11 protein-coding genes, 1 tRNA gene and 1 pseudogene are annotated in these 13,456 nt (G+C 70.5%); 5 read left to right on the top strand and 8 right to left on the bottom strand.

What is annotated here, in order from left to right:
- Positions 1–37: 37 nt before the first annotated feature.
- Positions 38–529: a transcription elongation factor GreA gene (greA, locus tag AX769_RS08745; RefSeq protein WP_066278277.1), complete on the top strand. Its 492-nt coding sequence runs from the start codon at positions 38–40 to the stop codon at positions 527–529.
- A gap of 15 nt (positions 530–544) precedes the next feature.
- On the opposite strand, the gene ilvA is transcribed toward greA, so the two are convergent.
- Positions 545–1,786 (bottom strand): threonine ammonia-lyase, encoded by a 1,242-nt coding sequence (gene ilvA / locus AX769_RS08740; protein ID WP_066278274.1) that lies wholly within the window; start codon positions 1,784–1,786, stop codon positions 545–547.
- A complete protein-coding gene (locus tag AX769_RS08735; protein ID WP_239451985.1) occupies positions 1,779–2,906 on the bottom strand; it encodes an AI-2E family transporter in 1,128 nt (375 codons plus the stop codon). The genes ilvA and AX769_RS08735 overlap by 8 nt, the downstream gene beginning before the upstream one ends.
- 60 nt (positions 2,907–2,966) lie before the next feature.
- On the opposite strand from AX769_RS08735, the gene AX769_RS08730 reads away from it, so the two are divergent.
- Positions 2,967–4,184 carry a winged helix-turn-helix domain-containing protein gene (locus tag AX769_RS08730; protein WP_239451984.1) on the top strand — a complete coding sequence of 406 codons (1,218 nt, stop codon included), beginning with the start codon at positions 2,967–2,969 and terminating at the stop codon, positions 4,182–4,184.
- Between the two features lie 302 nt (positions 4,185–4,486).
- Here the strand turns inward: AX769_RS08730 and AX769_RS25960 are convergent, their stop codons facing one another.
- The 3 genes and pseudogenes from AX769_RS25960 to AX769_RS08720 form a co-directional block, all read right to left on the bottom strand.
- The gene (locus AX769_RS25960; RefSeq protein ID WP_369824094.1) at positions 4,487–4,846 is read right to left on the bottom strand and encodes a sensor histidine kinase; all 360 of its coding nucleotides are present in this window, start codon (positions 4,844–4,846) and stop codon (positions 4,487–4,489) included.
- A gap of 203 nt (positions 4,847–5,049) precedes the next feature.
- Positions 5,050–5,247, bottom strand: a pseudogene (locus tag AX769_RS25955) (histidine kinase dimerization/phospho-acceptor domain-containing protein); the annotation flags it as partial.
- 640 nt (positions 5,248–5,887) lie between these two features.
- Positions 5,888–6,580, bottom strand: coding sequence for a response regulator transcription factor (locus AX769_RS08720; protein ID WP_066278265.1), 693 nt, complete (start codon positions 6,578–6,580; stop codon positions 5,888–5,890).
- Here AX769_RS08720 and AX769_RS08715 point away from each other — a divergent pair.
- Positions 6,579–7,319 (top strand): hypothetical protein, encoded by a 741-nt coding sequence (locus AX769_RS08715; protein ID WP_157887528.1) that lies wholly within the window; start codon positions 6,579–6,581, stop codon positions 7,317–7,319. The genes AX769_RS08720 and AX769_RS08715 overlap by 2 nt on opposite strands.
- An 86-nt stretch (positions 7,320–7,405) precedes the next feature.
- On the opposite strand, the gene AX769_RS08710 is transcribed toward AX769_RS08715, so the two are convergent.
- A complete protein-coding gene (locus tag AX769_RS08710) occupies positions 7,406–9,685 on the bottom strand; it encodes a hypothetical protein (protein ID WP_066278262.1) in 2,280 nt (759 codons plus the stop codon).
- Positions 9,686–9,886: 201 nt separating this feature from the next.
- On the opposite strand from AX769_RS08710, the gene AX769_RS08705 reads away from it, so the two are divergent.
- Both AX769_RS08705 and AX769_RS08700 read left to right on the top strand, forming a co-directional pair.
- Complete coding sequence (locus AX769_RS08705; protein ID WP_066278260.1) at positions 9,887–10,468, top strand: LemA family protein; 582 nt, start codon at positions 9,887–9,889, stop codon at positions 10,466–10,468.
- Positions 10,469–10,498: 30 nt separating this feature from the next.
- Positions 10,499–11,407 carry a M48 family metalloprotease gene (locus AX769_RS08700; protein WP_066278257.1) on the top strand — a complete coding sequence of 303 codons (909 nt, stop codon included), beginning with the start codon at positions 10,499–10,501 and terminating at the stop codon, positions 11,405–11,407.
- Between the two features lie 36 nt (positions 11,408–11,443).
- Here AX769_RS08700 and AX769_RS08695 read toward each other — a convergent pair.
- Together AX769_RS08695 and AX769_RS08690 are read right to left on the bottom strand one after the other, a co-directional pair.
- A tRNA-Leu gene (locus AX769_RS08695) sits at positions 11,444–11,517 on the bottom strand.
- 328 nt (positions 11,518–11,845) lie between these two features.
- Complete coding sequence (locus tag AX769_RS08690; RefSeq protein WP_066278254.1) at positions 11,846–13,429, bottom strand: NAD(P)/FAD-dependent oxidoreductase; 1,584 nt, start codon at positions 13,427–13,429, stop codon at positions 11,846–11,848.
- Positions 13,430–13,456 lie beyond the last annotated feature (27 nt).

Raw genomic sequence — 13,456 nt, 5'->3', positions numbered from 1 at the left:
CAGGGCCGGTCTCCTTTTTTCGGTGCTAGGAGAAGCAATGAGCAACACAGAATCGACCACGTGGCTCTCGCAGGAGGCCCACGACCGACTCGAAGCCGAGCTCGAGACCCTCAGCACGTCGGGTCGCGACGAGATCGTGGGGCGCATCGCCGCCGCCCGAGAAGAGGGCGACCTGAAAGAGAACGGCGGATATCACGCCGCCAAAGACGAGCAGGCCAAGATCGAGGCCCGCATCCGCACCCTGACGAACCTCCTCAAGACGGCGACCATCTCGGAGGGCGCGGCCGACACCGGCATCGTCGGCCCCGGAATGCTCATCACGGCGACGATCGCCGGCGACGAGTCGACGTTCGTGCTCGGCAGCCGCGAGATCATCGCGCCCGGCAGCGACCTCACGGTCTACAGCCCGACGAGCCCCCTCGGCGAGGCGATCGACGGCAAGACGGCCGGCACGACCACCTCGTACACGGCGCCCAACGGCAAAGAGATCTCGGTCTCCATCACCGCTGTCGCGCCCTACCTGCCCTGACGAGCCACCACAGGCTCAGGACTGCGCGGGGACGGGCTCGAACCCGTTCTCGCGCAGTCGCTCCATCACCTGGTCGGCGTGCTCCGGCCCACGGGTCTCGACGCTCAGCTCGAGTTCGACCTCACTGATCTGCAGGCCCCGGCCGTGTCGGGTGTGCAACACCTCGACCACGTTGGCGTTCACCTCCGAGATGATCTCCGACACGCGAGCGAGCTGCCCCGGGCGATCCGGCAGCATCACCCTGAAGTGCAGGTAGCGCTCAGAGGCGGCGAGGCCGCGGCTGATGACTCGCTCCATCATCAGCGGGTCGATGTTGCCGCCCGACAGCACGACGACCGTCTTGCCGAGGGCCTGCACCTGCTCGGTCAGAATGGCCGCGACGCCGACGGCGCCGGCCGGCTCGACGACCTGCTTGGCGCGCTCGAGCAGCACCAGGATCGCCCGGGCGGTGTCGTCGTCGCCGACCGTCACGACCTCGTCGACCACCTGGCGAACGATCTCGAAGTTCAGGATGCCGGGCTTCGCGACGGCGATCCCGTCGGCGATCGTCGGCGTGGGCTCGACGGCCGTGAGCGCGCCGAGTTTCATCGACAGCGCGTAGGGGGCCGAGTTCGCAGCCTGCACCCCGATGATCCTGATGCCGCCCCCCGTCCGGGCGCGCGTCTGCGTGACGGCGCTGGCGACGCCCGAGATCAGGCCGCCGCCGCCGATCGCCATGACGATCGTCTCGACGTCGGGCACCTGGTCGAGGATCTCGAGGCCGAGGGTGCCCTGGCCGGCGATCACGTCGGGGTGGTCGTAGGGTGGGATGAAGACCGCAGCCGTCGAGTCGCTGAACTCTTTCGCGGCCCGCAGGGCGTCTTCGACCGAATGGCCGCTCAGCACGACCTGGGCACCGTAGTCGCGGGTGGCCTGCAGCTTGGGCAGAGCGACGCCCACCGGCATGAAGATCGTCGCCGTGATGCCCAGCTCGCGGGCAGCGAGAGCGACACCCTGCGCGTGGTTGCCGGCCGAGGCCGCGACGACCCCGTGCGCCCGCTCGTCGTCGGTCAGCAGCGACAGCCGGTTGTAGGCCCCGCGGATCTTGTACGACCCGGTGCGCTGCAGGTTCTCGCACTTGAGGTAGACCGGCGAACCGAGCACCTCCGACAAGAACTTCGAGCTCTCCATCGGCGTGACGTGGGCGACCCGCGACACCCGCTCGCGGGCTTCGTGGAACTGCGCGAGCGTCGGCCCGGCAAGGGTGAGATCAGACATCGGCGGTGCCTTTCGGAGGGGTTGCGTCGAGGGGGTCATGGTCGTCGTCGACGCTGGGAGGCGGCCTCCAACCACCCTTCGCGATGTGGTTGACCATCGTGTTCAGGGTCGCCACCACGGGCACGGCGAACAGGGCGCCGGCGATCCCGGCGACGAGGGCCCCACCGGCGACGGCGAACACGACGGCGAGGGGATGCACCCGGACGGCGTTGCCCATGACGAGCGGCTGCAGCACCTGGCTCTCGAGCAGGTGGATGAACAGCACGCCGGCGAGCATGATCAGCGCGACGACCCAGCCGTTGTAGACCAGCGCGACGAAGACGGCGATGATGCCGGTCACGATCGATCCGATGATCGGGATGAACGAGCCCAGGAAGACGACGACGGCGATCGGGAAGGCGAGCGGGATGTGCAGGATCCCGGCGATCACGCCGATGCCGACCGAGTTGACCAGGGCGACGAAGATCTGCACCTTGACGAAGTTCGTCAGCGTCACCCAGCCTGCCTGCCCGGCCCCGTCGATCGCGGATCGGGCGCGCTTCGGGAAGAGCCGCACCGTCCAGCGCCAGACCGACCTGCCGTCGATGAGCAGGATGATTGTGCCGAAGACGGTGAGCAGCAGCCCCGTGAAGAAGTGGCCGAACGACGAGCCGAGCGAGAGCGCGCCGGCGAGCAGCCCGTTCGTGTCGGTCTGCAGGGCCTTGACCCCGTCGTGGAAGTAGCCGTTCAGCTGCGTGTTGGAGAAGTGGAACGGCTCGACCGTGAGGAAGCCGCGGACGTCGGTGTAGGCGTGGAACGTGCGGTGCCGCAGCTCTGGCAGCTCGTCGACGATCTGCGTCACCACCAGGAAGCCGAGCCCCGCGAGGATGCCGAGCACCACCAGGATCACGACGACGATCGCGACCCATTTCGGCCATCCGTGTCGCTGGAGGAAGGCGGCCCCGGGCACGAGAAGCGCCGAGATCAGGATCGCGACCATCAGCGGGATCACGATCATCTGCAGCTCGGAGACGATCAGCAGGAAGAGCGCGATGACCCCGGCGATGGCGAGGATGCGCCACGCCCAGGCGCCCGCGATCTGCATGCCCACGGGCAGGGCACGGTCGGTGGGGCGCTCCATCCCGCCAGTCTAGGGCGACGCCGACGCGTGATGACGGTGGGGGTCGTTAGGGTCGGAGTCGTGGTCAAGCCTCTCGTCTCCCCCGCCCAGGCTCGTCGCATCGCGTTGGCCGCGCAGGGGTTCGGCACGGGCGGCCTCGGCTCCGACGGCGCGGGCGGGCCCGTCCCTGCCACGCGGCAGCTCAACCTCATGATCGACCGCCTCGGGCTCGTCCAGATCGACTCGGTCAACGTCTTCGAGCGGAGCCACTACCTGCCGCTCTTCGCGCGGCTGGGGGCGTACGACCGCACCCTGCTCGACCGGCTCACGTTCGCGGCTAGCGGCCGCTACACCGAGTACTGGGCGCACGAGGCCGCATTCCTGCCCGTGGCATCCTGGCCCCTCTGGCGGTGGAAGATGGCGGAGTACCGCGACTACTACACCTCCGACGCCGACACGTGGGCCTCGGCGAACGGCCCGATGCTGGAGTGGCTGCTGGCCGAGTTGCGCGCCTCGGGGCCTCTGCAGGCCAGCGCCATCGAACACGAGTCGAACGTGCGACAGGGGCCCTGGTGGGGTTGGAGCGACGTCAAGCGCGGGCTGGAGGTGCTGTTCCGCACCGGCCGAGTGGTCAGCGCCGGGCGCACGCGGTTCGAGCGCACCTACGGGCTGCCCGAGCAGATCCTGCCCGCCTCCGTGCTCGACACGACGATCTCGCGGGCCGACGCGCACAGAGAGCTCATGCTGCACGCGGCCAAGGCGCACGGCATCGGCACGGTCTCCGACCTCGCCGACTACTTCCGTCTCAAGACCGTCGATGCGACCGCCGCCCTCCGCGACCTCGACGAAGCGGGCGAGATCGAACGCGTCGAGGTGCCCGGCTGGAAGCGGCCGACATTCGTGCACCGCGATGCCAAGCTGCCGCGCCGCATCCAGGCCGACGCGCTGCTGTCGCCATTCGACCCCATCGTGTGGGAGCGGTCGCGGGCCGAGCGGATGTTCGGGTTCCACTACCGCATCGAGATCTACACGCCGCAGCCGAAGCGCGTCTTCGGCTACTACGTGCTGCCCGTGCTGCAGGACGACGCCCTCGTCGGGCGGGTAGACCTCAAGAGCGATCGGCAGGCCGGCATCCTGCGCGTCCAGGCCGCCTGGCACGAGGAGGGGCAGCGCGTCGACGTCGAGCGCCTCGCGGCGCTTCTGGGTCGAACGGCTGCGTGGCAGGGCCTCGGCGCGGTCGAGGTCGTCGACCGCGGCGACCTCGCGCCGGCTCTCGCGGCGGGCGTGCGGGCGCTGTAGCGCCGCCCGGCCGCACGTTATGCGGCCGCCGAGGCCGTTCCAGCCCAGGATCGGGACGCCGCACCGCGATCTGGACGGATTCACCCACGATCGCGACGCCGAACCACGCAATATCGTGGTTCTGTGTCGCGATCGTGTGCGTGGCAGCACCATCGTCAGTATCCGAAAGGGAGGGCGCTCATCACGACGACGTTCATGGCCGGTCTGCCGAGCGCCTCGGCGGCAGACGATGACGAGGAGCTCAGCGCGGCACTGCGATCCCACCTCGAGAGCCATTTTCCCGAGGCCGGCGACGAGCCGAGCTAGCCACCGGCGGGCGAGACCGGAAGCTCTACGGTGAACGCCGCGCCGCCGCCGGGCGCCTGGCCGGCTGCGATCGTGCCGCCGAGGCGCCGCACGAGCCGCGCGGCGATCGAGAGGCCGAGGCCGGTGCCGACGGGCCGGTCGCCGCTGTAGCGGTCGCGGAGGGCGCCGCGCTCGAACGCATCGGCCGTGTCGCCGGGGGTGAGGCCGGGGCCCTGGTCGCTGACGGTGATCTGCGCGCGCTGCGCCGTGGCATCCTGCGCCTGCGCGACGCCGACGGAGACAGAGACGACGGTGCCGGCCGGCGAGGCGCGCAGAGCGTTCTCGAGCAGGCCGTCGACGAGTTGCCGGACCCGCATCGGGTCGGTCGTGACGGGGGTGGGCGCGGGCGCGTGCACGTCGATGCGCACCGAGAGGGCATCGGCGCGAGCCCCCAGGCGGTCGCCGACGACACGACGACTGTCACGAGATCGAGGGGTTCGGGCCGGATCGCGAAGTCGTCGGCTTCGAGACGCGCCAGCTCGAGCAGGTCGCGCGTGAAGGCCTCGAGCCGCCCGGTCTCGGCCACGAGCGTGCGGCCGATCGTGGGCAGTGCCGCCTCGGGCACCAGGCCGTCGGCCAGAGCGTCGGCGTAACCCCGGATCGCGGTCAGCGGCGTGCGGATCTCGTGCGAGATGGAGAGCAGGAACTCGTGCTGGCGCCCCTCCGAGGAGGCCAGCGCGGCGTCGAGCGAAGCGAGGGCCTGCTCGATGTCGGCCACCTCGGCGATCCTGGTCTCGTCATCTCCGGATGCTCGGCGGGCCGCGACCACACCGCGGCGGCCGCCGGCGAGCTCTCGTGCCGACGCGGCCGCGCGACGGAGGGGCCGCGAGACGAGACGAGCCACCAGGATGCCGACGCCCACGGCGACGACGACACCGAGCGCCACGGCGATCGCGAGACGTGCGACGAGGCGCCGGTTCGCCGACTGCACGAGGGAGAAGTCTTGTGTTGCGACCACCGCCTGCGAGCCCGAGATCGTCACACCCTCGACGAGCAGGGAGCGGCCGTTCGCGGTGTCGCGCTCGGAGACCGCGCCGTTGCGGGCGAGTCGGGTGAAGGCCGAGGCGGGGACGCCGGCTCCTGATGCGGGGGTGAGTCGCCCTGCCGCCCCGACGAGCACGACCCGGATGCCGCGGACGTGGCTTCGGTCGAGGTTCCGCACGAGAGCGGCGCGATCGTCGATCGGCGCCGCCGCCACGACCTGGATCGTCGACCGCAGCACGTCGCGCGTCTGCGCCACCGCGACCTGGCGCACGAGCTGGAAGGCCACGACACCGGTCGCGACCGCGGCGAGGAGGGCGACGCTGACGGTGGCGAGCACGATGCGGGACGCGAGCGACGAGCGACGACGGGCCACGTCAGCGTCCTGCCGCCGGAGCGTCGAGCGCGTAGCCCACGCCCCGGATCGTCCGCAGCCCGAACGCCTCGCCGAGCTTCGACCGCAGCTGAGCGACGTGCACGTCGACGGTGCGGCTGCCCCGGTAGTCTGCCACGCCCCAGACCGCCGACAGCAGCTGGCTGCGGGCGAACACCTGGCCGGGGCTCGCCATGAGATGGGCCAGCAGATCGAATTCGGTCGCCGTCAGCTCGACGGGGGCGCCGCCGACCGTCACACGACGCTCGCGCTGATCGAGGCGCAGCTCACCGAGCTCGAGCATCGCCGACCGGCCGCCGAGAGCGCTGCGACGAACGAGTCCTTTGACACGGGATGCGAGCTCACGGGCCGAGAAGGGCTTGGTCACGTAGTCGTCGGCACCGAGCTCGAGCCCCAGGATGCGATCGACCTCGGAGTCGCGGGCGGTGACGAATACGATCGGCGTCCAGTCGTCGGCGTCGCGCAGAGTGCGGCACAGCTCGATGCCGTCCATCGCCGGGAGGCCGATGTCGATGATCGCGGCGACCGGTCGCAGGCGGCGGATCGCGTCGAGCCCGCTCTCGCCGTCGCGGGAGACGTGCACGGTGAAGCCCGCGTCGACCAGGTAGATGCGTTCGATGTCGGCGATGGCCGGCTCGTCCTCGACCACCACGACGAGGCCGCGGCTGTCGCTCATGACCCCATTCAAGCGGATGTGCCTCGCAACCCCCGCGGCTTTACACGATCCGAACATCCGCCTGACGCTGTACCGACAGAGCTCTCGCACGATGGTCTCGGCGCCGATGGACGGCGCACCCGAAATGCAGGAGACCCCCATGATGTCGTTCCGCCCCCTCTCGACCACCGCCCGCTTCGTCACGGTCGCCGCCACGAGCTGCGCACTCGTCGCCGGCGCCTCGGTCGTCGGCGTCACCGCGGCCAACGCCGCGACGCCCACCACCACCCCCACCGCCTCGTCGACCGCCACGCCGGCGACGCCCAAGGCGAAGGTCGCGCTCGACGTGCCCTTCCGGGCGCTGAACCCCGCAGGTCTCCGCCAGCTCGTCGGCAAGCTGCCCACAGCGCTGAAGACCGACCTCAAGGCCCTCAAGGGCAAGAAGGGCGCCGATCGCCGCCAGGCTGTCGAGGCGATCGAGACCAAGGCCCTGTCCGGCGGCTACGGCACCGAGATCCAAGGCATCGCGACCAAGGCCGAGGCAGCCTGGAAGTCGGCGCCTACCGCACTGAAGACCGACCTCAAGTCGCTGAAGGGCATGGACCGCACGCAGCGGGTCGCCGAGCTGAAGAAGATCGAAGCGAAGGCTCTGGCGGGCGGCTACGGCTCGTCGGTCGAGTCGTACGCCAAGGGGCTCCAGGCCGCGGCTGCGAAGCGCGCGGCTGCGGCAGCAGCGCCCTCGCTCGGCGCCATGGTCTGAGGACGCCGTGCCGCAGGGCCGAAGTCCGCAGTGCCGAAGGCCGCAGTGCCGAACGCCGAGGGCCGAGCCCAGGCGCGTGCCGACGGTCAGACCAGGTCGTCGACACCCGGCTCGACGTAGCGCACCCAGACCCACGCGGTGACGCTGGCCACGGCGAAGACCACGCCGACGACGACGAGCGGCAGCACCGGGAACGCCTCGCCGGGCGACGCCGCGTAGACGACGGTCGCGAGAGCCGCCCCGACGATGCCGACGCCGATCAGGGTCGACTTCGACCACGACCACAGGGCCCTGCCGGGCAGCCGACCGAGCGGCAGCAGCAGCACGATCAGCGAGCCGAGCCCGGCGAGGGCGCCGGTGGCCAGCGACTCGCGCACGACCTCGACACCGAAGCTGCCGCTGCTGGCCGGAAGCAGGCCGTGCCCGACCCAGGCGGCGAACGACACCAGTGCGAGCGACCCGAGCTGGACGGTCGCGAGGATGCCACCCCGCCTCACGTCGCCGATCTCGTCAAGAGCGCGGCCGGCGTTGTCGACCAGGCCCGCCACGACGAGCACACCGAGTACGAGCGGCGGGTCGAGGTCGAAGACCCGCGTGATCACACAGGCGACCGCGGCCACGACGAGCAAGCGGCCCGAGACGCCGAACCGCAGCCGCAGGCCGAGACGGCGGCCGAGCACGAGCGTGGGCAGCACGATGCCGAGGCCGTTCACCGCGACGAGCCCGAGGGCGATCGCGAAGACGAGACGCACGTAGCGAAGTTGGTCGTCGACGCCGAACCCGAGCGCCACGAGCACGGCTCCACCCACGACGGTCGCGGCGAAGGCGACGGGTTTCGGCAGCAGCGGGCTGTCGTCGCGGTCGGCGCCCACGCGGTTGCGGCCCGTCAGGCGGCGTGCCCGCAGGGCGAGGCGACCGCTCAGTGCTGTGGCTGCCAGGCGAATGGGTGCGATGACGAGCAGGGCGAAGGCCAGGCCGATGATCAGGGCCCACAGCCAGGCGGTGCCCGAGACACCCTGACTCAGAGTCGGGAGGTCGTGGCCGAAGCCGGTGGGGGCCGTCCACGACGCCGCAGCCGCCGACTCGAGGCTGCTCACGCCGCCTGGCGAGCCGCCACCCGCTTGGCCGGCCGAGCCGCCGGATCCTGAGCCGCTGGAGCCGCCCGCGCCGCCACTGCCCGCCGAGCCGCCACCGGAGCCACCGCTCGCCGAGCCGTCCGAGCCACCGGACCCGCCCGTGCCGCCCGAACTCGGGGGCGCGGCCGACCCGGAGGAGTGCGACGGCTGAGGCGTGCTCGGCTGCGAGGGGTTCGGTTGGCCGGACGTCGGCGGGGGGCTCGGTGTCGAGGTTGCGGCCGAGGCGAACGTGACCTTCGCGACGGGGCTCGCCGGCCCGTAGTCGCCGGCGACGTCGCGCTGGCCCGCCTGAACCGTGAACGTGCCGGCGGGGATCAGGAGGCCGGCGGTCGAGCAGCTCCAGCGCCCCGACCTCACGACGGCGGTGCACACCGGGTTGCTGTCGATGTAGGTCGTCACGGTGGCGCCGGTCTCGCCGGTGCCGCGGAAGGTGAAGGGCTGGGCGCGCACGGTGCTGCCAGCGGTCGGAGACAGGACGACAGGGGCTGAGGGCGCGGTGCGATCGACGACGATCGAGACCGATTTCGAGGCGCCCGACACCGGGACGGCGGGCACAGCCGTCGACCGCTGCACGGCCGAGACGCTGTAGGCGCCCGACGGCACGGACGAGGCCGGCAGGATCGCGCGCCAGGCTCCGCCCGACGACACGGTGGCGGGCACCGTCGCCGTCGTGCCCGACGTGCTGCCCGTGCCGCTCACCGAGAGTGTGACCGTCGCCCCGGCGAAACCCGTGCCGGAGACGCCGGCGCCGACGGCGATACCGGAGGGCGACGTGATGACGGGCTCGGTCAGCACCGAGAACGGCGCCGACGGCACGTCGGCCAACGACGTGTCGGTCGTGTCGCGCACGGTCAGCTTCTGGTTCGCACCGCTGGTGAGGGCCACCGGGCACGACCACGAACCGTCGCTCGCGACGACGGTGGTGCAGAGCGACGACGCAGGATGCAGGGGGTCGAGCACGCGAAGCGAGTCGCCTGCTGCACCCGTGCCGGAAGCCCTGCCCGCCGCCGACGCGGAGTCGTCCACCGCGATCGTCAGCTTCGCTGCCGGGGCCTGAGCCGCGGGCGGCGCGCTCGGCCCGGCCGACGCCGGGGTGGCCGACGCGGGGGCGGCCGACGCCGGGGCGGCCGACGCCGGGGCTCCGCCGAGGAACACTCCGAGCGCGATCACGAGCGCTCCGAGGCCGGCGGCCGCGGAGCGTCGAAAGCTGGGGGTCGTGTTGGTGAGCACTATCACCCAGTAAGCCAAGACTCGGGGTACAAGTCAATCCGCCTGGCGGATGATCGCGCGAACAGTGCGTAAATCGTCAGCCGCCCGGAGCCGCGTCTCCTGCACGGCGTGGCGTGAGTTACCTCAGAGAATGCCCAGCCCTCGCAGAGGTTCAGGGAGGTCCCTTTATAGTGATTCCGGATCAACAAGGAGCATTCGTCAATGGATTCCGCCCTCGTAGGCATTCTCATCGCGGTAGGCATCGTCGTCCTGCTGCTCATCGTCATCGCCATCTGGTTCTGGGCCACCTACAACTCGCTGGTGACCCGCAAGGTGCGAGTCGATGAAGCATGGAGCGACATCACGGTGCAATTGAAGCGCCGTGGCGACTTGATCCCCAACATCATCAACACCGTCAAGGGCTACGCGACGCACGAGTCCGGGGTCTTCGAGAGCGTCACGAAGGCGCGAGCCGAGACCCTGAGCGCCTCGACGCCGGCCGAGGCCGCCACCGCCGAGACGCACATGCAGCAGTCGCTCAAGAGCATCTTCGCCGTGGCCGAGGCCTACCCACAACTGCAGGCGAGCCAGAACTTTCTGCAGTTGCAGTCGGAGCTCGTCGACAGCGAAGACAAGATCCAGGGCGCCAGGCGCTTCTACAACGGCGGCGTGCGCGAGTTCAACACCAAGACCCAGGTCTTCCCCAACACGATGTTCGCCAAGCGCCTTGGCTTCACCAACCGCGACTTCTTCGAGGTGTCCGAGCCGTCGGCCATCGCCGAACCGCCTCGCGTGCAGTTCTAGCGCCGCGAACCACCTCGGAAGGACGCTCTCATGTACAGCGCCATCTCCCGGAACAAGGTCAACACCGTCCTGATCGTCCTGGTCTTCCTCATCATCATCGGCGCCCTCGGGTTCGCCGCCAGCGCGATCTGGGGCAACCCGTCGATCGGTTTCACCGTGCTCGTGATCGCCGCCCTCTACGCACTCGTGCAGTATTTCTTCGCGTCGCGCCAGGCGATCGCGATGAGCCACGGCGTCCGCATCGACGCGTCGACCGAGCCGCGGCTCTGGCGCACAGTCGAGAACCTCTCGATCACGATGGGCGTGCCCATGCCCGAGGTCTACGTGGTGCAGGATCCGGCGCCCAACGCGTTCGCGACCGGTCGCGACCCGAACCACGCCGTGGTGGCCGCGACGACGGGCCTTCTGGCGATCATGGATGACACCGAGCTGCAGGGCGTCATGGCGCACGAGATGGGCCACGTCAAGAACTACGACATCCGCGTCTCGACGATCGTCTTCGGGCTCGTCGTCGCCGTGGGCTTCCTCGCCGACATCATGCTGCGGATGTCGTTCTTCGGCGCGATGTTCGGCGGCAACCGGCGCGACAACGACAACAACGGCGGCGGCTCGGGCAACCCGATCATGCTGGTCGTCGGCATCGCCGCCATGGTCGTCGCGCCGCTCGCCGCGGCAGGCGTCCAGGCGGCCGTCTCGCGCCAGCGCGAGTACCTCGCCGATGCCACCGGCGCGCTCACCACGCGCTACCCCGAGGGACTCGCCCGCGCGCTCGAGAAGCTCGGCGCCTACGGTCGCCCCGTGCAGCAGCAGAACTCGTCGATGGCGCACCTGTGGATCAGCGACCCGATGCGCCCCGGCTTCCTGTCGCGCATCTTCTCGACGCACCCGCCGCTGCCCGACCGGATCGCGCGCCTGCGGGCCAACGCCGGCACCTTCTAGCGTGCTCGGGCGGCCCGTGCGGCCCGTCGCGGCGAGTACCCCCGCAGGGGTTCGAACCCTGACTGTGGCGATTTTAAGTCGCCTGCCTCTGCCAATTGGGCTACGGGGGCATGCCGTCCAGCGTACTGAACAGGCGCGCGCCAGCCGCTGAGAGCCTGCGATCCTGACGACGAACCACAGGATGCCGTGGTTCGGTGTCCCGATCGCGGGCGAAAGGATCCGGATCGTGGCGCGGCGTCCCGATCCTGGCGCAGCGTCCCGATCCTGGTCAGGCGCTCATGGGCATGCCCGCAGGCTGGACATCGCGCCGCGGCACGCTGCGGTGCCGAGTCCGAATCGCGGGCGAGAGCCGAGCATCGCGCCCGAATGCGACAAAGCACCACGTGAAAACGCGGTGCCTTGTCGCATTCGGGCGCCATGGCCCGGCCTGGGTGCGAGCTACTCGGCAGCAGGAGCCTTCTCGGCGTCGACAGACGCAGCAGCCGGGGCCTTCTTCGCCGCAGGCTTCCGCGCCGGCGCCTTCTTCGCGGCGGGAGCGGCGGGAGCCGCGGCCGCAGCCGGCTCGGCCTTCGTCTCGCCGTCGGCCGGGTTGCCGTACGCCGGCCCGGGCTCGCCAGCAGGCTGGCCGATCGACGGTGCGGTGGCAGGAGCAGCCGCGGGCGTCGCGGCAGCGGGCGCGGCCGGAGTGGCCTCGGCGACAGCGGGCTTCGGGCGCGATGCGAACTCTTCGAACGCGGCACGCGGGCGCGTGATGTTGTCGAGCGACGCGATGTCGCGGCCGAGAAGCATGTTGTTCGCCCAGCCGGTCACGACGCGGATCTTGCGCTCGTACGACGGCATCGCCATGCCGTGGTAACCGCGGTGCGCGGCCCAGGCCGGGAAGCCCTTGAGCGCGAACTTGCCGCTCTGGAAGACGCCGATGCCGAGGCCGAGGCCCGCAACGGCGCCGAGGTTGTCGTGGCGGTAGTCCTTCGTGTTCTCGCCGCGGAGGGTCGCCGTGATGTTCTTGGCGAGCTGCTTGCCCATGCGGACGGCGTGCTGCGCGTTGGGCACGCAGAAGCCACCGACGCCGGCGCCGGTGAGGTCGGGCGTGGCCGCGACGTCGCCGCAGGCCCACGCGTCGGGCACGACAGTGCCGTCTTCGTCGACGATGCGGAGGTCGGGCTGCACGGAGATCCGCCCGCGAGCCTCGATGGGGAAGTCGGTGTTGCGAACGACGGGGTTGGCCATGACGCCGGCCGTCCAGATGATGAGGTCGGACTCGTACGACTCGCCGCTCGACAGCTCGACCTTGCCGCCGACGGCGGACTGCAGCTGGGTGTCGAGGTGCACGATGGCCTGGCGCTCAGCGAGGTTCTTGAGCACCCAGTGGCTGGTCTCGAGGGTGACCTCGGGCATGATCCTGCCCATCGCCTCGACGAGGTGGAAGTGGGTGTCGTCGATGGTGAGGCCGGGGTAGTTCTTCAGCAGGTCGGTGGCGAAGCTACGCAACTCGGCGAAGATCTCGATGCCGGCGAAGCCACCGCCGACGACGATGGTCGTCAGCAGGCGGTCGCGCTCGGGGCCGGCCTCGAGATTGGCTGCCTTCTGGAAGTTGGTGAGGAGGATGTCGCGGATGGCAACGGCCTCTTCGATGGTCTTGAGGCCGATGGCCTCGTCGGCGACACCCGGGATCGGGAAGGTGCGCGAGACGGCACCGGCCGTCATGACGATCTGGTCGTACTCCATCGTCCACTCGGGGCCGACCTCGGGCGTGATCGTCGCCGTCTTGGTGGCGTGGTCGACCTGGGTGACCTTGGCGGTGACGACGTTCGTGCGCTTGAGGTGGCGACGCAGCGAGACGACCGCGTGGCGGGGCTCGATCGAGCCGGCGGCGACCTCGGGCAAGAAGGGCTGGTAGGTCATGTAGGGCAGCGGGTCGACGACGGTGACGTCGGCCTCGCCCTTGCGGAGCCATTTCTCGAGCTTCCAGGCGGTGTAGAAGCCGGCGTAGCCGCCGCCGACGATCAGGATTTTGGGCACGAGGGATGACTCCTTGGTAGGTGTGGA

It is taken from the genome of Frondihabitans sp. PAMC 28766, assembly GCF_001577365.1.
In the GTDB taxonomy this organism is placed as follows: domain Bacteria; phylum Actinomycetota; class Actinomycetes; order Actinomycetales; family Microbacteriaceae; genus Frondihabitans.
The sequence above is the reverse complement of the archived record's forward strand: the minus strand, read 5'-3'. Positions and strand labels throughout refer to the sequence as shown.

Coding starts and splice junctions, on each gene's coding strand:
- AX769_RS08735 (WP_239451985.1), bottom strand. CDS start 2,906: ATGGAGCGCCCCACCGACCGTGCCCTGCCCGTGGGCATGCAGATCGCG.
- AX769_RS08700 (WP_066278257.1), top strand. CDS start 10,499: ATGTACAGCGCCATCTCCCGGAACAAGGTCAACACCGTCCTGATCGTC.
- AX769_RS08705 (WP_066278260.1), top strand. CDS start 9,887: ATGGATTCCGCCCTCGTAGGCATTCTCATCGCGGTAGGCATCGTCGTC.
- ilvA (WP_066278274.1), bottom strand. CDS start 1,786: ATGTCTGATCTCACCCTTGCCGGGCCGACGCTCGCGCAGTTCCACGAA.
- greA (WP_066278277.1), top strand. CDS start 38: ATGAGCAACACAGAATCGACCACGTGGCTCTCGCAGGAGGCCCACGAC.
- AX769_RS08715 (WP_157887528.1), top strand. CDS start 6,579: ATGACCCCATTCAAGCGGATGTGCCTCGCAACCCCCGCGGCTTTACAC.
- AX769_RS25960 (WP_369824094.1), bottom strand. CDS start 4,846: ATGCGGGTCCGGCAACTCGTCGACGGCCTGCTCGAGAACGCTCTGCGC.
- AX769_RS08720 (WP_066278265.1), bottom strand. CDS start 6,580: ATGAGCGACAGCCGCGGCCTCGTCGTGGTGGTCGAGGACGAGCCGGCC.